General features: G+C 71.0%; 15 protein-coding genes and 1 pseudogene. 10 read left to right on the forward strand and 6 right to left on the reverse strand.

Translation table 11 applies throughout. The features are described 5' to 3' along the window. Positions 1-429, reverse strand: a pseudogene (locus tag Pth03_RS27475) (hypothetical protein); the annotation flags it as partial. A 334-nt stretch (positions 430-763) separates the two neighbouring features. Here Pth03_RS27475 and Pth03_RS27480 point away from each other — a divergent pair. Then, positions 764-1060, forward strand: a complete 297-nt coding sequence (locus Pth03_RS27480) for a hypothetical protein (protein WP_203947299.1) — start codon at positions 764-766, stop codon at positions 1058-1060. Between the two features lie 170 nt (positions 1061-1230). Here the strand turns inward: Pth03_RS27480 and arfB are convergent, their stop codons facing one another. Continuing rightward, positions 1231-1653 (reverse strand): alternative ribosome rescue aminoacyl-tRNA hydrolase ArfB, encoded by a 423-nt coding sequence (arfB, locus tag Pth03_RS27485; RefSeq protein WP_203947300.1) that lies wholly within the window; start codon positions 1651-1653, stop codon positions 1231-1233. 124 nt (positions 1654-1777) lie between these two features. Between arfB and Pth03_RS27490 the strand changes: the two genes are divergently transcribed. The 3 genes from Pth03_RS27490 (at position 1778) to Pth03_RS27500 (ending at position 5002) form a co-directional block, all read left to right on the forward strand. Then, complete coding sequence (locus Pth03_RS27490) at positions 1778-2671, forward strand: hypothetical protein (protein ID WP_239119408.1); 894 nt, start codon at positions 1778-1780, stop codon at positions 2669-2671. A 26-nt stretch (positions 2672-2697) separates the two neighbouring features. Next, entirely contained in the window at positions 2698-3273 is a 576-nt protein-coding gene (locus Pth03_RS27495; protein WP_203947301.1) for an HAD family hydrolase, read from the forward strand. Between the two features lie 172 nt (positions 3274-3445). Then, positions 3446-5002 carry an alkaline phosphatase D family protein gene (locus Pth03_RS27500; protein WP_203947302.1) on the forward strand — a complete coding sequence of 519 codons (1557 nt, stop codon included), beginning with the start codon at positions 3446-3448 and terminating at the stop codon, positions 5000-5002. Here the strand turns inward: Pth03_RS27500 and Pth03_RS27505 are convergent. Then, positions 4987-6426: an FG-GAP repeat protein gene (locus tag Pth03_RS27505; protein ID WP_239119409.1), complete on the reverse strand. Its 1440-nt coding sequence runs from the start codon at positions 6424-6426 to the stop codon at positions 4987-4989. The two genes, Pth03_RS27500 and Pth03_RS27505, sit on opposite strands and share 16 nt — an antisense overlap. Before the next feature lie 68 nt (positions 6427-6494). Next, positions 6495-7955 (reverse strand): MFS transporter, encoded by a 1461-nt coding sequence (locus tag Pth03_RS27510; RefSeq protein WP_239119410.1) that lies wholly within the window; start codon positions 7953-7955, stop codon positions 6495-6497. A 122-nt stretch (positions 7956-8077) separates the two neighbouring features. On the opposite strand from Pth03_RS27510, the gene Pth03_RS27515 reads away from it, so the two are divergent. The 5 genes from Pth03_RS27515 to Pth03_RS27535 are packed head-to-tail and all read left to right on the forward strand — an operon-like array spanning position 8078 to position 13267. Beyond that, a complete protein-coding gene (locus Pth03_RS27515; RefSeq protein WP_203947304.1) occupies positions 8078-9034 on the forward strand; it encodes an STM4015 family protein in 957 nt (318 codons plus the stop codon). Positions 9035-9044: 10 nt separating this feature from the next. Then, positions 9045-10199 (forward strand): STM4014 family protein, encoded by a 1155-nt coding sequence (locus Pth03_RS27520; protein WP_275413215.1) that lies wholly within the window; start codon positions 9045-9047, stop codon positions 10197-10199. A 20-nt stretch (positions 10200-10219) separates the two neighbouring features. Beyond that, on the forward strand, positions 10220-11071 hold the full coding sequence (locus Pth03_RS27525; protein ID WP_203947305.1) for an STM4013/SEN3800 family hydrolase: 852 nt from the start codon (positions 10220-10222) through the stop codon (positions 11069-11071). 19 nt (positions 11072-11090) lie between these two features. Then, positions 11091-12398: an STM4012 family radical SAM protein gene (locus tag Pth03_RS27530; protein ID WP_203947306.1), complete on the forward strand. Its 1308-nt coding sequence runs from the start codon at positions 11091-11093 to the stop codon at positions 12396-12398. Then, the gene (locus tag Pth03_RS27535; protein ID WP_203947307.1) at positions 12398-13267 is read left to right on the forward strand and encodes an STM4011 family radical SAM protein; all 870 of its coding nucleotides are present in this window, start codon (positions 12398-12400) and stop codon (positions 13265-13267) included. Before Pth03_RS27530 ends, Pth03_RS27535 begins: the two co-directional genes overlap by 1 nt. A gap of 7 nt (positions 13268-13274) precedes the next feature. Here the strand turns inward: Pth03_RS27535 and Pth03_RS27540 are convergent, their stop codons facing one another. Together Pth03_RS27540 and Pth03_RS27545 are read right to left on the reverse strand one after the other, a co-directional pair. Then, positions 13275-14498 carry a DUF6745 domain-containing protein gene (locus tag Pth03_RS27540; protein WP_239119411.1) on the reverse strand — a complete coding sequence of 408 codons (1224 nt, stop codon included), beginning with the start codon at positions 14496-14498 and terminating at the stop codon, positions 13275-13277. After that, the gene (locus tag Pth03_RS27545; RefSeq protein WP_203947308.1) at positions 14498-14824 is read right to left on the reverse strand and encodes a DUF8820 family protein; all 327 of its coding nucleotides are present in this window, start codon (positions 14822-14824) and stop codon (positions 14498-14500) included. Before Pth03_RS27545 ends, Pth03_RS27540 begins: the two co-directional genes overlap by 1 nt. Before the next feature lie 184 nt (positions 14825-15008). Here Pth03_RS27545 and lon point away from each other — a divergent pair, with 184 nt between their 5' ends. Further along, on the forward strand, positions 15009-17372 hold the full coding sequence (gene lon / locus Pth03_RS27550) for an endopeptidase La (RefSeq protein WP_203947309.1): 2364 nt from the start codon (positions 15009-15011) through the stop codon (positions 17370-17372). Positions 17373-17433: the final 61 nt, after the last annotated feature.

Raw genomic sequence — 17433 nt, forward strand, 5'->3', positions numbered from 1 at the left:
TTCGGCCAGGGCCAGAGCGGACGCGGCATCGACCAGCACCGCCACCAGCCCAGCAGTCGACTCCGCTGGCGTCGCCGGTCCGGTGGGCGCCTGCGTCGCCGTCGCGTTCTCTGTCGCATTCTCCGCGCTGGTGGGCGGCCCCGCCGAAGCCTCTTGCGCAGGCTCAGCGGATCCATCAGCAGGCGGCTCGCCGCCGTTCACGGACGAAAGGCGTCCCACACCCGGCGGGGCGACCCCAGGCGGGTCGGCGGACGACTTCTCCGCGAGCGTGGCCTCCCACCATGCCTTGATCCCCGACGCAGAACTCAACGCCGAACTGCCGTCCGATGACCACGCCTGGGCCCGCTCCCGCACCTCCGCCCACCAGTCAGGCCCACCGATCGGCTCGCCAGGCACAGGAGACGGACGCCCCTCGTGTCGATCCGTCACGCCCGCCCCCCCAGGATCGCCGAACTATCGAACACCTGTATGAATGATGTCAGAGGCGCCAGGGCCGTCGCTAGGGATTTCGAAAAACAAATTCGAAGAAAATTGAGCCCCGATATATCCGCGGATTGGGCATTTTGGGGGCTTCAGGGTATTCAATGCCAAGTCGGGTTGTGCGCGTACGACCGAAAAATCGCACAATTGCCGACGTTGCGAAACCGGCTGAAGAATTACTCACCACCAATAATCCGAGAACAGGTGGGGCTCCAGCTGATGTCTGGGATCGTAGGGCTTGCCGCGCGAATACATGTGATCGGCGAGAGGAAGGCGACAGGCGATGCCCGCTGCCAGCTACGGCGCGTACACCGAGGACGGCTACCAGCTCGATGAACCATCACCGGAGGCGATCGGGGTCCTGATCGCCGAGTTGAATCACGTGGACAACACCTTCGTCACTTTTCATGCCGCGGGTGACGACCCCGTGTGGTACGCCCTGGCGTCATTCCGGGGTGACGATATATACGAAATTGAATACCGGGACGTCCGGAAAAATGAGCACCGCTACAGCAGGCGGGGGGATGCTTCCACCGTTTCCGACGAAATTGCTCAATGGATCGCGGTGCGGGATAACTGAGCGTCTGCCTGAGTAAACGTCTGGTAAGTGTGCTGGCCGCGCGAATGTCGGCCAAAGGTCAGCGGCTGCAATAGCCGGACCGCGGCGGCGAACTACACCAGCGGGGCACCGCCGTAGAAAAGCATTGGAGTCCGCCGGCGAACACAGGTCAGACCCGCCCGGCGTCGACGCTAGTCGGCGGATCGGCGCAGGCGTTTGAGGTCGGAGCGCTGTTTCTTGGCGGACAGGCGCCTTTCCACGGCGCCCTTGGACGGCTTGGTGGGACGCCTCTTCCTGGGCGGCGGCGCGATGGCCTGGGCGATCACGTGCGCGAGCCGTACCTCCGCGGCTTCACGGTTGCGAAGCTGCGAGCGGAACTCGGAGGCCGCGATGGTGAGCACGCCTTCGACGAGACGGGGGCCGAGCCGTTCGAGCGCCCGGGCCCGCAGCACGGGGTCGAGCGCGGTCGTCGTCTCGACGTTGAAGCTCAGCTCGACCCGGCTGTCGGTGGTGTTGACGCCCTGGCCGCCCGGCCCCGAGGAACGGGAGAACCGCCAGCCGAGCTCCGCCTCGGGGATGACCACCGAGCCGCGGATGTGCAACGGGCCTGGCATATCGTCCTCTCTTCCTGGGATGCGAAAACAACTCTTAACGGGCTCAAAGCGTAACCGCCGGGCATGATTCCCGATCAACCGATTTATCGCCGTCTCCTTGTCACGGTCCACCCCCTCATGCACAGTGTCCTGGCGAGACCCAGAGATCTACCGACTGGAGGCGGGCGGCTCGATCATGACCACGATCGTCGGAGTCCACGGCATCGGCAAGTACCACTACTACGAGGAGGCGGGCGGCTCGCCCGGCGGCGCGGCGGAGACCATGCGGGGCAAGTGGAACGCCTACCTGCACAAAGGCCTCGACGGCGCGGCTCCTTACACCGGCCAGCAGTACTTCTCCGAGATCGCCTACTACGCCCATCACCTTCACATGGGCCCGCCGCGGCCGCCCAAGGCCATGGACCCTCCGGCCAAGATGGTGTTCGCCGACTGGACGGCGCAGCTGAACGGGCGTGTACGCAGCGCCGCGGGGGAGTCGCTGACGGGGATCGCCCATCGCCTCGCCGAGTGGCTGCTCGACAAGCTGGGCCCGGACGCCGTGAAGTTCGCCCAGGACTTCTGCCCCGAGGTGGCGACCTACCTCGGCGGGGGAAACCCTCGCGTCAAGGCGCGCGACACCGTGGCCGACGTGATCCGCAGGCGCCGGCCACGCGCGGTGATCGCCCATTCGCTCGGCAGCGTCGTGACGTACGAGGCGTTCTGGGCGCACGCCGACCTGTCGACGGAGTTGCTCATCACGCTCGGCAGCCCCCTGGGCATGCGAAACGTCGTCTTCGAACGGCTGGCGCCGGTCCCGGTGCGCGGGCGCGGCGCCCGGCCGCCGGGGGTGGGCCGGTGGATCAACATCGCCGACAAGGACGACATCGCGGCCATCCCATCCGACCTGCGGGGATGTTTCGACGGGATCGAGGCGGACGTGCCCTGCAACATCGACTGGCTCGACTTCCACACGGTGCGCAACTACCTGGGCTGCGGAGCCACCAACAAGTTCGTCAACCCCTACCTCACCTCGCTGTAACGAACATCGCCTATGCTCGTTCAATCATGAAGTATGTTCTTTTCGATTACGGCAATGTCATCTGCCTTCCGCAGACGGCCGAGGACGCCGCGCGGGTGACCCTGGGGGATCCGCGGGCCGAGGAGCGTTACTGGGAGCTGCGTCTCGAATACGACAGGGGCGCGCTGACCGAAGACCAGTACTGGTCCGGCGTGTACGGCAGGCCGGTCGACGGCGGCGAGCTCGACGGCGTCCTGTCCCTGGACGCGGCGAGCTGGTCGGTGCCCAACGAGGAGACGGTGGCGATCATCGAGGAGCTGGCCGCCGGGGGAGTGCCCATGGCGCTGCTGTCCAACGCCCCCGCCGCCGTCGCGGACAGGATCGACGGCCTTCCGTTCCTGGCCCGCCTGCGGCCCCGCCTCTACAGCGCCCGCATGGGCCTGGTGAAGCCGGACGAGACCATCTACCTGCGTGCGGCAGAGAACATGGGCGCCGACCCCGCCGACGTCGTCTTCGTCGACGACCGGCTGGAGAACATCGAGGGGGCGGAACGGGCCGGCATGACGGGCATCCACTTCCGGAACGCCTCCCAACTGCGCGACGACCTCAAGCTCGTGCTCTGAGCGGCTGAGAAGGGGGCAGCTGAGAAGTTAACGCGCCGGCACCCTCGCCTTCAGCGGTCGTTCAGCAAACACGGGAAGTCAGATCACGGCCATCGGCACTGTTCATCGCGGGTTTCTTCGCAGGCAATCGCGGTAAAGGCGCCGTGTTAACCCGGTCGGTTGGACTGGCGGCGTGCAGACGAATACGTCACGAAGAGTGTTCCTGTCCGCCGCCGCGGCCGGCGCCGGTGGGCTGCTCCTTTCCGGCTCCGCCCTCCCGTCGGGCCTGCCGTACGGGAGGGTGTTCCGTACGGATCCGTTCACTCTCGGCGTGGCCTCCGGCGATCCCACGGCCGACGGCATCGTGTTGTGGACCCGGCTCGCGCTCGATCCCCTCGCCCCCGACGGTTCCGGCGCGATGCCGAACCGCCCGGTCGAGGTCGACTGGCAGCTCGCGCGCGACGAACGCTTCTCCGACGTCGTCTCCTCCGGTACGGCGACCGCCCGCCCGGAACAGGCGCACAGCCTGCACATCGAGGTGAACGGCCTGCAGCCCGGCAGGGAGTACTTCTACCGGTTCCGCACCGACGGCTACATCTCGCCGGCCGGCCGTACGCGGACGACGCCGACAGGGACGTCGCCGTTCCGGTTCGCCATCGCCGCCTGCGCGCAGTGGGAGCACGGGTACTACACCGCCTACCGGCGGATCGCCGAGCAGGAGCCGGACCTCGTCGTGCACCTCGGCGACTACATCTACGAGTACGGGCCGAAGGGCTACACGGCCCCGAGCGGCGTCGTACGGCTTCACGCCGGCAGGAAGTGCCAGTCGCTCGGCGACTACCGGCTCAGGCTCGCGCAGTACAAGAGCGACCCCGACCTGCAGGCGGCCCACCACGCGGCGCCCTGGCTGGTCGTGTTCGACGACCACGAGGTGGAGAACAACTGGGCCGGCCCGGTCTCCAGCACCGGGGCGGCCGACTTCCGGCGGCGGCAGGCGGCCGCCTTCCAGGCGTACTACGAGAACATGCCGCTGCGCCGGTCGAGCCTGCCGAACGGCGGTTCCATCCGGATCAACCGGCGGATCACGTGGGGCGACCTGGCCACGTTCCACCTGCTCGACACCCGCCAGTTCCGCGACGACCAGGCCTGCGGCGACGGAGACCGCAACGGCTGCGACGAACGGCTCGACACCGGGCGCACCATACTCGGCGCCGACCAGCGCGAATGGATCCTCGACGGGCTCGCCGCCTCCCGGACCCGGTGGAACTTCGTCGGTCAGCAGATCATCATGGCGCAGCGCGACGTGCGGACCGGTCCCGGCATGGACCTCAACATGGACAGCTGGGACGGCTACGCGGCCGACCGCACCCGGCTTCTGAGGGGGATCGCCTCCTCGGGGGTGTCCAACCCCGTCGTGCTGACCGGGGACGCGCACATGCACCACGCGAACCTGCTGAGGCCGGACTTCGGCGACCCGGCCTCACCCGCGGTCGCGGTCGAGCTGGTCACCTCGTCGATCTCCAGCGACGGCGACGGGTACCGCGACCTGGCGTGGGTCGCCGAGGTGGAGCGGGAGAACCCGCACATCGCCTACATCGACCAGCGCCGGGGCTACATCCTCTGCACGGCCTCGCAGGACGAGCTGCGCGCCGACTTCCGCACGCTGGACTACATCACCCGGCGCGGCGCGCCGGCGAAGACCGCGGCCACCTTCACGATCCCCTCGGGACACGCTCAGCTCAACGCGTAGCCGGACAGGTCGTCCGGGCCGCCCGTGCGCACCTTGCGGGCGGTCCCGGGCACGGCCCCGGGGTAGGGGCCCTTCTTCACCTTCGTGCCGATCACCGTCAGCTCGCCCGAACCCGGCGCGGCCACCAGCACCTTCCCGCCCTCGATGAGGACCGACGACCCGAAGGCGCCCGTCCGCGTCCCGGTGATCAGCTCGTTGTCGTCGCGGGTCAGGCCGCCCGTGCGCGTCCCGGCGAGCACCTGCACCGCGCCCTCGCCCGGCGCCCCGACGATCAGCTCGTCGTCCTTGTCGCCGTTCAGGTCGCCGGTGACGAGGGACGTGCCGAATCGGTCGTAGTAGCGCGGAACGCCCGCCAGGATCGTCTGCGTCCACATCTCGTTGGCGGTCGCGGTCAGGCCGCGGGCCGAGCCGTACAGGACGTTGACGGCGCCGTCGCCGTAGTCCATCCCGCGGGTGAGCGAGGAGGACACGTCCTCACCGGGGACGCCGATCGCGAGGTCGTCGCGCCCGTCGGCGTTGAAGTCGCCCGTGGCCAGCGCCGACCCGAAGGCGTCCCACTTCTCCACCCCGCCGAGCACGCCGGGGCTGTTCTGCGTGAAGGCGGTGGCGTGCCGTCCGCGCGGGTCGACGATCGTCACCACGCCGGAGCCCGGCGACGTGCCGCCGTCGCCCGGCGCCCCCACCGCGATCTGGGCCTTGCCGTTGCCCTTGAAGTCGCCGGCGGCGACGGCGGCGCCGAACAGGTCGGTCGGGTCGCCCTTCTGGTGCACCCAGCTCGTCGTCTGGGTGATCAGCGTGCCGGTGCCGTACGGCGAGCGCCCGCTGAGGCCGAACACGCCGATTCCGCCACCGCCCGTGATGCCGGGCGCACCCACGATCAGCTCGTCGTCGCCGTCCCCGTCGAGGTCGCCGGCGGCGAGGGCCGCCCCGAACCTGTCGGTCCCGTATTTGCGGCCGAGGTGGGTGACGTCGATCGTCTTGACCCGGGTGAAGCCGGACGGCGACCCGAAGAGGATGTGCACGACGCCGTTGCCGTCCGCTCCCGGCACGGCGTCCGGGTCCGGCTTGCCGACGACCTCCTCCGACACTCCGACGGCGAGGTCGGCGCAGCCGTCGCCGTCGAAGTCGCCCTTCGCCACCGCCGAGCCGAACGAGTCGTTGCGTTCAGGGGCTCCGCCGATGCCGGCCGTCCCCTGGGAGAGCGTCTCCCGCTTCTTCAGGCCGCTCTTCGCGCTGCCGTACACGGTGACCGTTCCGGCGCGCGTCTGCCCGTCCACCGTCGCGTACGGCGACGCCACGGCCACGAAGGCCGGGCAGGTCTTCGCTGCGGCCAGTGCGGGGGAGGCCGCGGCGATCGGCGCGACGAGCGCGGCGGGGGTGGCCAGGGCGGCCGCGAGCAGGGCGGACATGCGGGAAACGCTCATGTGGCGGATCGTTTCCCGCCATCAGGACACAAGCGTCACAGGCGCATGAACCGCCCACGTCGGGTTTCTTAACTCGGAGCTGTGATCTCGCCTTCCAGAGGCGGCCCGTCGAGCGAGCAGTGGATTTTGCGCTCCGGCTCGGGCGCCTCGATCAGCACGTTGCCCTTGATCGTGAAGAAGGTGACCACCGCCGCGACCGCCAGCATGATCGCGCTCACCAGCATCGCGGTGTGGAAGCCGCTGGTGAAGGCCGCCGGAGAGTTGTACGCGTCGCCGGTCAGACCGACCAGCGGGGGCACGGCCGCGACGGCGAGCAGGCCGCCGGTGCGGGCCAGGGCGTTGTTGACCCCGCTGGCCACGCCCGCGTACCGCTCCTCGGCCGTGGCCAGCACCGTCGCCGTCAGAGGGGCGACGGCCGAGGACAGGCCGAGGCCGAAGACGACCGCCGCGGGTAACACGTCGGCGACGTAGGAGGCGTTCGGCCCGATCCGGCTCATCAGCAGCAGCCCAGCGGCGCAGACGAGGATCCCCGCGGTCATGGGGACACGCGGGCCGATGCGCTTGGCCAGCTCGCCCGCACGGGCCGACAGCAGCAACATCAGGATCGTCACGGGAAGCATCGCCGAGCCCGCGGCGATGGGGGAGAACCCGGCCGACACCTGGAGTTGCACGACGAGCAGGAAGAACACGACGCCCATCGCCGCGTACATGATCAGCGTCACCACGTTCACCGCGGTGAAGACGCGTGAGCGGAAGATCCCCACGGGCACCAGGGCGTCGGGGGAGCGCCTGATCTCCACGGCGACGAAGGAGGCGGCCAGGACGAGCCCGGCGACCAGGGGGATCGTCCCCGCGCCCGCCTGGATCAGGCCGAAGGTGACGCCCGCCAGGGCCAGCGCCGCCAGCGCCGAGCCGAGCACGTCGAAACGCCCGTGCGCCGCGGTGTCGCGGGTCTCCGGCACGTGCCGCGCCGCCACGGCGAGCACCACGACCGCGAGAGGGAGGTTGAGCAGGAAGACCCACCGCCAGCCGGCCGTCTCGACCAGCCAGCCGCCCAGGAGGGGGCCGATCGCCGACGCGACGCCGCCGAGGCCCGACCAGGAGCCGACCGCCCTGGGCCGGTCGTCGTGGACGAAGCTCGCCTGGATGATCGCCAGAGAACCCGGCGTGAGCAGCGCCCCGCCGATGCCCTGCAACGCCCGGGCGAATATCAGGAGCTCGATGTTCGGGGACAGGCCGCACAGCGCGGACGCCGCGGCGAACCACACCACCCCGATCATGAAGATCTTGCGCCTGCCGTACCGGTCGCCGAGCGACCCGCCGAGCAGGATCAGTCCCGCGAGGGTCAGGGTGTAGGCGTTGACCGTCCACTGCAGGCCGGACATCCCGGCGTCGAGATCGCGGGCGAGCGCGGGCAGGGCGACGTTCACGACTGTGCCGTCGAGCATGGCCATGCCGGACCCGAGGACGGTGGTGAGGAGCACCCATCGTCCCGGAGCCGAGCGCAGCCGGATGTGGCCGGATTCCATAGGAGACATCATGGTCCGCCCCGGAAGGGGACGCATCGGCAGGTTGACTGAGCGTGCGACTCGAACTGTCGCCTGGCTCTGGTAAGACATGATCCGCCAGTCCCCCCAGGCGAGGAGAAGAGATGGAACAGCCCCTGCCGCCCGACGGCGTCCACGACTATCGGGATCGCTACGCCGGTCTTCCCGTGGTCGAGTTCTCCGGCCTCGGCGACGACGCGGAGCTTCCCGATCCGGGTGCGGTGGTGTGGCGGTTCTCGACCGAGTCGTACGGCGAGGAGCAGGGGGCCTGGGCGGCGATCTTCACCCGGTTCCTCGAGCGTGTCGACACCACCGCCGTGCGGGCCGTCGTCGTCGGCTGCTGGGAGAATCCCTACGAGGAAAGCGCGGAGACGGTGATCCGGCTCCTCGCCGACAACGCCGCCCGTTTCCCGGAGCTGCGCGCCCTGTTCCTGGGCGCGATCGTCTCCGAGGAGTGCGAGATCTCCTGGATCGTGCAGGCCGACGTCACCCCGCTGCTGGAGGCCTTCCCGTTGCTGGAGCGGCTGGAGGTCCGCGGCGGCGCCCAGCTCAGGCTCCGCGCCGTCCGGCACGAGGGGCTGCGGATGCTCCGCTTCGAATCCGGCGGTCTGCCCGCCGAGGTGGTGCGCGCGGTGGGCCAGTGTGACCTGCCCAACCTGGAGCACCTCGATCTGTGGCTTGGCGTCGAAGAGTACGGCGGCCAGGCCACCGTCGACGACCTCGAGCCCATCCTGACCGGCGAGCGGCTGCCCCGCGTGACCCACCTCGGCCTGCAGGACAGCGAGATCGAGGACGAGATCGCCACCGCGGTCGGGTCCGCGCCGGTGGTCGCCAGGCTCCAGACTCTGAGCCTGTCCATGGGCGTTCTCACCGACCGCGGCGCCGAGGCTCTGCTGACCGGCCAGCCGCTGACCCATCTGCGCCGGCTCGACCTCCATCACCACTTCCTGACCGAGACGATGATGAAGCGGATGGAGGAAGCCCTGCCCGGCGTCGACGTCGACCTCGGCGAGCAGGAAAGCCCGGAGGACGACTGGCGCTTCGTCGCCGTCGACGAGTGAGGCCCCGCAGGTGAACACACCCTGGGTGGTCGTCGGAGTGCCGGAGCACCGCCGCGTCACGATGTTCCGCGACGCGGCCCTGCGGGCCGGGCTGGCCGAGCCGTACGTGGTCTCCTGGCGGGACGTGCTCGGCGGCGGATCGCCGTGGATTCCCCCGGAGAGCCTGGTACGGATCGACTCGCCGGGGGAGGACGCCGAGACCGGCGCCCTGCTGCGCGGTCCCGGCGACCCCTCGCGGGCGGGCGGCGGCGCGGCGTGGTTCGAGGCGTTCGGCAAGGGACTGCGGCAGATCGCCGAGGCCGTGCGGGCGGCGCCGGGCGCCGGGCTGCTGGGCGACGTCGGTGAGATCGCCGTCATGTGCGACAAGCGGCTGTGCCACGCCCGTCTGGACGCGGCGGGCGTGCCCGTGCCGCCCGCGCTGAGCGGGTCGGTCGGGTCCTACCGCGAGTTGCGCGAACGCATGGCGGAGCGGGGATGGCCCCGCGTGTTCGTCAAACCCGCGTACGGCTCCTCGGCGTCCGGGGTGATCGCCTTCCAGGCGCTCGGGCGCCGCGTGAAGGCGGTGACCTCGGCCGCGCTGTCCCGCGGGTCCGCCGGGCAGGTGATGCTGCACAACTCGCTGCGCGTGCGCACCTACGAGGACGAGGCCGACGTGGCCGCGGTCGTCGACGCGCTCGCGCCCGACGGCCTGCACGTCGAGCGGTGGTTCCCCAAGGCGTCCGCCGGGGGCCGGCCCTTCGACCTGCGGGTGGTCGTGGTCGCTGGCGCGGCCACCCACGCGGTCGTGCGGGTGGGCCGCTCGCCCATGACGAACCTGCATCTGGGAGGCGCGCGTGGCGACCTGGCCGCGTTGCGCGAACGGCTCGGGGAGCCGCGGTGGCGGCGGGCGCTGGAGGTCGCCGAGCGGGCCGCCGGGGAGTTCCCCGGCAGCCTGGCCGCGGGGGTCGACCTGATGATCGGTTCCGACCTGCGCTCGATGGCCGTGGCCGAGGTCAACGCGTTCGGCGACCTGCTCCCGGGACTCATGGGCCTGCCCGGCGGAGCCGCGGACGGAATCGACACCTACGCCGCACAGATCGCGGCCGTGTCGCGGGGATGGCGAGGGGGCATGCAGTCCCGGGGCCGGTCTCGGGTCACGGCCCGGCGAGGCGAGGGAGAGACATGAACCGTGACATGAAACGTGACATGAACACTGTGGTGGGCAGCCACGACATCCTGATGGTCACGCTCGACACGTTGCGCTACGACGTGGCGGCGGGGCTCGTGGAGGCGGGCAGGCTGCCGAACCTGGCCCGGGTGCTGCCCGGTGGCAGGTGGGAGCGGAGGCACAGCCCGGGCAGCTTCACCTACGCCGCACACGCGGCGATGTTCGCGGGGTTCTTCCCGACCCCGGTCGAGCCGGGCCCGCACGCGCGCCCGTTCGCCGCGCGTTTCCCGGGCAGCGAGACGACTGGGCCGGGCACCTGGGTGTTCGACGCCCCCGACCTGCCTGGCGGGCTGGCCAAGGCGGGGTATCACACGGTCTGCGTCGGCGGCGTCGGGTTCTTCAACAAGGAGACGCCGCTCGGCTCGGCCTTCCCCGCCATGTTCGCCGAGAGCCATTGGGAGCCCGAGTTCGGCGTCACTTCCCGCCGGTCGCTGGAGCGCCAGATCGACCGGGTCGAACGTTCGTTGCGGCACAGGGACGAGCCGGTGTTCGTGTTCGTCAACGTATCGGCCCTGCACCAGCCCAACTGGTTCCACCTGCCCGGCGCCGTGGCGGAAGACGGGGACACCCTGGAGAGCCACGCCGCGGCGCTGGAATACGTCGACCGGCACATCGGCCGCCTGTTCGGCCTCATGACCCGCCGCAGGCCGTGCTTCACGATCATCTGCTCCGACCACGGCACGGCCTACGGCGAAGGCGGCCACACCGGGCACCGGATCGGGCACGAGGTCGTCTGGACCGTGCCTTATGCCGAGTTCGTGATGGACAGAGCCGTGCAGCCCCGGCCGCAATGGGGGCGCGCACGGTCATGGGACAGGGTCGCCCGATGACCCGCACTCCGGAGAACCGATGACGACCGACCTGTTATCGAGGCCGTACGCCGGATACGTGTACGCCTATCCGCACAAGACGGCCTACCGGCCGCTGGATCCCCGTCCCGCCCTGCGTGACGTGTGGGCCGGCGAGCCGGCCGGAGCGTTGTTCCTGTATCTGCACATCCCGTTCTGCGAGATGCGCTGCGGGTTCTGCAACCTGTTCACCCGCACGGGTGCGCCGGAGGAACTCGTCGGCGCCTACCTCGGCGCGCTGGAACGGCAGGCCGCCGTCGTGCGCGACGCGCTGCCCGATCCGCGGTTCGTCACGGCCGCCATCGGCGGGGGCACCCCGACCTATCTGAGCGCGAGCGAGCTGACCCGGCTGTTCGACCTCGCCGAAGGCGTGCTCGGCGCCGACCTGAGGGCCGTCCCGCTGTCGGTGGAGACCTCGCCGGCCACCGCGACCGCCGACCGGCTGGCCGTGCTCGCCGAACGCGGCGCCACCCGGGTGTCCATCGGCGTGCAGAGCTTCATCGAGGCCGAGGCCCGGGCTGCCGTGCGACCGCAGCATCGGGCCGAGGTGGACGCCGCGCTCGACCGGATCAGGGCCGCGTCTTTCGAGACGCTCAACATCGACCTGATCTACGGCATCGACGGGCAGACGCCGCGGTCGTGGCGCCACTCACTGGACACTGCCTTGTCGTGGCGGCCCGAGGAGCTCTACCTCTACCCGTTGTACGTGCGGCCGCTCACCGGGCTCAGCAGGACCGGCCGCGACTGGGACGACCAGCGGCTCGAGCTCTACCGGGAGGGCCGCGACCACCTGCTCGCGGCGGGCTACGAGCAGGTGTCGATGCGGATGTTCCGCCTTCCCGGCTCCGGTGTCACGACCGAATACCACTGCCAGAGCGACGGCATGGTCGGGCTCGGCTGCGGCGCCCGCTCCTACACCCGTGAGCTGCACTATTCGCACGAGTACGCCGTGGGGGCCCGGCACGTCCGGGCGATCATCGACGAGTTCGTGCGGCTGCCGGCGTCCGCGTTCGCTGTGGCCAACGTGGGGTTCCGGCTCGACGAGGAGGACAGGAGGCGCCGCCACCTGATCCAGTCGCTGCTGCAGGCCGAAGGCATGTCGCGCGCCTCCTACCGGTCGCGGTTCGGCGCGGACGTGCTGGCCGACTTCGGCGGAGAGCTCGACCGGTTCGCCGCGCTGGGCTGGCTGGAGGCCGGTGACGAGACGGTGCGGCTGACCGCCGACGGCCTGGCGTATTCCGACGCCATCGGCCCCGCCCTGTTCTCCGGCCGCGTCCGGGCGCTGATGGACGCCTACGAGGAGCGCTGATGGAAACCCCCGATCCGGCCGGCGCCGGGCATCTGTCGATCCTCTACCGCGGCCCGCTGGCGAGCTGCGACTACGACTGCGCCTACTGCCCCTTCGCCAAACGACGGGACGATCCGGAGCGGCTGCGCGCCGACCGGGCCGCGCTGGAGCGCTTCACCGGCTGGGTCGCCGCCCAGGACCACCCGATCTCGGTCCTGTTCACCCCGTGGGGCGAAGGCCTGGTCCGCTCCTGGTACCGCACCGCGATGATCACGCTCAGCCGCATGAGCCACGTGAGGAAGGTGGCCATCCAGACGAACCTGAGCTGCCGCACCGACTGGCTCGCCCAGGCCGACCTCGGCCGCCTCGCGCTCTGGTGCACCTACCACCCGAGCCAGGTGGCCTACGACCGCTTCCTCGGCAAGTGCCGCGACCTGGCCCGGCTCGGCGTACGGCACAGCGTCGGCATCGTCGGGCACCCCGATCACCTGCCGGACGCCAGGCGCCTGCGCGACGACCTTCCGGAGTCCACGTATCTCTGGGTGAACGCCGAGGAGGGCCGGCTCTACACCGACGCGGAGGCGGCCGAGTGGGCCGCGCTCGACCCCCATTTCGGCTATAGCCGCCTCCCGCACCTGAGCGCGGGGCTGCCGTGCCGTACGGGGGAGACGGTCGTCTCGGTGGACGGCGACGGGACGGTCCGGCGGTGCCACTTCATCCCTGAGGTGCTCGGCAACCTCTACGACGGGACGTTCCGCGCGGCCCTGCGGCCCCGCCCGTGCCCGGTGGCGGTCTGCGACTGCCACATCGGATACGTGCATCTGGAGCCGCTGGGCCTGTACGACGTCTTCGCCGGCGGGGTGCTCGAGCGGGTGCCCGCGGGCCGCTAGTCAGGGATCAGGTCTGCCTGCCGGGCTGGTAGTCGGCCTCGGTGAGGCCGAACGTCCAGGCCACGCCCTGCCGCGCCCGCTGGATGCCGGGCGGCACCCGCAGGAAGTAGGTGCGGTGGGTGCCGTCGGGCTCCGGTGTCGAGTTGACCACCTCGACCATCACGAGGTCCTCGTCGCCGGGCAGGGAGATGCGCCACAACGTGCCCGTCTCGTCCCTGTGCACCGGGGACGCCCCGGACTCCTTGAGGTAACGCTCGAACCCGTAGTGCTCCAGCATCACCCGTCGCAGTTCGGCGTTCTCCTCGGCCCTGATCCGCCCGGCGTCGAGCGAGGCCATCGTGGCGCCGAACTCGGCCGGGACCGGCATACCGCGCCAGGCGTGCAGCGCGAACCCGTCCGGAAACGCCATGGCCGCCCCGTCGGCCCGGTGCAGCCGGCCCGATTCGTCGCGGTGGGTGAAGACGGGCCGCTCGCACACGAGCGCCACGCGTTCGAACGGCCACCACCATCCGGCGTTGCGCGCGACCGCCGCCAGGCCGCCGAGCGCCGCCCGCTCCTCGCGGGCGACGTCGGCGGGCACCGCGCCGTCTGAGGAGGACGACGGGGAGAAGACGCACAACCAGGCGGCGTCATGCTGGCCGAGGACCGCGTCGAGCGTCGCCCCACGCAGAAGCTCGCCCGCGGTCTCCCCTCCCATCTCGGCGATCGCCCGGCGGATGTCGGAGACGGTCCTTTCGACGGGACGCCACAGCCGGCCGCCGGCGGTCGCCCAGGTTCGCGACCAGCCCTCGGGGCCGAGCGCGGTGTGGACGGCCAGCCGCGCCCGCTCCCACGGTCCGGTCCGCACGGCATGCCGCACCGACGCGCCGGCCCCGCCGATCCGCGGTTCCGGCGTGGCCTCGGCCGGCTCCTGATCGGCGAGAGGACCGAGCTCGGCGAGCAGCTCGTCGGCCATGGGCCCGAGACCGGCGCCGGCCAGTGTGGCGTAGGCGGGTGTGCCCCCGAGCAGGAGCGCGGCGGCGACCGCTCCCCGGGCGGGGGAGCCGACCCACATGATCCGCTCGGGCTCGGCGAGCCCGGCGTCCCGGTAGGCCCGCCGTACGCCGTCCTCGGCCGCGGCCCGGTCGCCGGCGCCGTCCGCGAACGCGACCTGGTCCCAGCCTGAGGTGCCAGAGGGGAGCGCAGGAGGCCGCCGCGCGGAGAGCACGGCTTCGGCCCGCATGTCGATCATCAGTCGGCCACCACCCGGAAGGCTCCCGGCACGTATTCGCGCTGGCGGATCACGCGGTACCAGCCGCGCGGCAAAGAGATCGCGTCGTGCTCCTCGTGCACCAGCCGGCCCCCGGACGGCAGATGGAGGTAGCCGGGCCGGCCCGGATCCGGATCGAGCAGCAAGGTGCCGGGCCCGGGGATCGCGTGGGCGTGGCCGGTGGCCTCGCCGAGCGCGAGCACGAGCCGCCCGCGGCGGTCGCGCGGCGTCTCCGGAAGCGACCGGGCGGACACGGGCAGGTCCTCCTCCGGCACGGGCACGATCAGGATGTCTCCCTGGCGGTACATCGCTCTCCTCTCAGCACTGATCGGGAAGTTATCCGCCGCCACCGACATTTTCCGGAGTGCACCACATCGGCCCCGTCAGCTGTGATTACAGAATTACGATCGCTCACAGCGAACCGGCGCAAAACTGGGAACAGAGACAGGCTCCTGTTAGTTGAGCCGACATAACTCAACCTTGGGAGTTCGCATGACACAGATACTTCCCGTCCTTCCTCTGGACGACGAGGTCGTCCTGCCCGGCATGGTCGTCCCCCTCGACCTGTCGGATTCCGAGGTCCGGGCAGCCATCGACGCGGCGCGGGCCAGCGGCGGAGAGAGCACGGTGCTCCTGGTGCCGCGCGTGGACGGGCGATACGGCGCGACCGGCGTGTCCGCCGTGGTCGAGCAGGTCGGGCGGCTTCCCGGCGGCGAGCCAGCGGCGGTCGTGCGCGGCGTGAGCCGCATGCGCGTGGGCATCGGGACGACCGGGCCCGGGGCCGCGCTCTGGGTCGAGGCCACGGTGATCGAGCCGGTCGCCTCGGGCCCCAGAGCCGAGGAGCTGGCCAAGGAGTACAAGTCCCTGACCACGACGATCCTGCAGAAGCGCGGCGCGTGGCAGGTCGTCGACGCGGTCAACAAGATCGACGATCCCTCGGTGCTGGCCGACAGCTCGGGCTACGCGCCCTGGCTGACCACGCAGCAGAAGCAGTTCCTGCTGGAGACCGCGGACCCCACCGCGCGGCTGGAGAAGCTGGTCGGCTGGGCCCGTGACCACCTCGCCGAGATGGACGTCGCGGAGACCATCCGCAAGGACGTCCAGGAGGGCATGGAGAAGCAGCAGAGGGAGTTCCTGCTGCGCCAGCAGCTGGCCGCCGTCCGCAAGGAGCTGGCCGAGCTCAACGGTGACCCGGCCGACGAGGAGCAGGACTACCGGTCCCGCATCGAGGCGGCCGACCTGCCCGAGAAGGTTCGCGAGGCCGCGCTCAAGGAGGTCGACAAGCTCGAGCGCACCTCCGACCAGTCGCCCGAGACGGGCTGGATCCGCACCTGGCTGGACACCGTCCTCGACATCCCCTGGAACAACCACACGACCGACGAGTACGACATCGCCGGCGCCCGGGCGGTGCTCGACGCCGACCACACCGGCCTCGACGACGTGAAGGACCGCATCGTCGAATACCTCGCGGTCCGCAAGCGCAGGTCGGACCAGGGCCTCGGGGTCGTCGGCGGCCGCCGCAGCGGCGCCGTGCTGGCCCTGGCGGGCCCTCCCGGAGTGGGCAAGACCTCGCTCGGCGAGTCGGTGGCGCGGGCCATGGGGCGCAAGTTCGTCCGCGTGGCGCTCGGCGGCGTCCGCGACGAGGCGGAGATCCGCGGCCACCGGCGCACCTACGTCGGCGCGCTGCCCGGCAGGATCGTGCGCGCCATCCGCGAGGCGGGCTCGATGAACCCGGTCGTGCTGCTCGACGAGATCGACAAGGTCGGCGCCGACTACCGCGGCGACCCGACCGCGGCGCTGCTCGAGGTGCTCGACCCGGCGCAGAACCACACCTTCCGCGACCACTACCTGGAGGTCGAGCTCGACCTCAGCGACGTGCTGTTCCTCGCGACGGCCAACGTGCTCGAGCAGGTCCCCGGGCCGCTGCTCGACCGCATGGAGATCGTCACGCTGGACGGCTACACCGAGGACGAGAAGGTCGCCATCGCCCGCGACCACCTGCTGCCCCGGCAGCTGGAGAAGGCGGGCCTGACGGCCGAGGACGTCACGATCGACGAGGAGGCGCTGCGCCGCCTGGCGGGCGAGTACACCCGCGAGGCGGGCGTGCGTTCGCTCGAGCGCGCGATCGCGCGGGTGCTGCGCAAGGTGACCGCCAAGGTCGCGCTCGGCGAGACCGAGCTGCCCGTCGCGGTCGCGGCCGGCGACCTGGTCGACTACCTCGGCCGGCCGCGGCACGTGCCCGAGTCCTCCCTTCCCGAGGCCCGGCAGCGTACGGCGGTGCCGGGGGTGTCCACCGGCCTCGCGGTCACCGGCGCAGGCGGCGACGTGCTCTACGTCGAGGCGTCGCTGGCCGACCCGGAGACCGGGTCGACGGGCGTCACCCTCACCGGCCAGCTCGGCGACGTGATGAAGGAGTCGGCGCAGATCGCGCTGTCCTACCTCCGCTCGCGCGGTGTGGAGCTGGAGCTGCCGGTCGGGTCCCTGAAGGACCGTCAGGTGCACATCCACGTGCCGGCGGGTGCGGTGCCCAAGGACGGGCCGTCGGCGGGCGTCACCATGACCACCGCCCTCGCCTCGCTGCTGTCGGGCCGTCCGGTCCGCTCGGACGTGGCGATGACAGGTGAGGTGTCGCTGACCGGGCGTGTGCTGCCGATCGGCGGGGTGAAGCAGAAGCTGCTCGCCGCCCACCGGGCCGGCATCACGACCGTGCTCATCCCGGCGCGCAACGAGCCCGATCTGGACGACGTCCCGGCCGACGTGCTCGCCGACCTCACCGTCCACCCGGTGAGCGACGTGCGCGAGGTCCTCGACCTGGCGCTCACCCCGGCGACGGTGGCGCAGCCCACCGCCGCCTGACCCATCACGGTTCACGCAGCACGGTTCACGCAGTACGGCTCGCGCCCCGGCATCACGCGGG

Origin of the sequence: Planotetraspora thailandica (assembly GCF_016863335.1) — a bacterium.
GTDB lineage: Bacteria > Actinomycetota > Actinomycetes > Streptosporangiales > Streptosporangiaceae > Planotetraspora > Planotetraspora thailandica.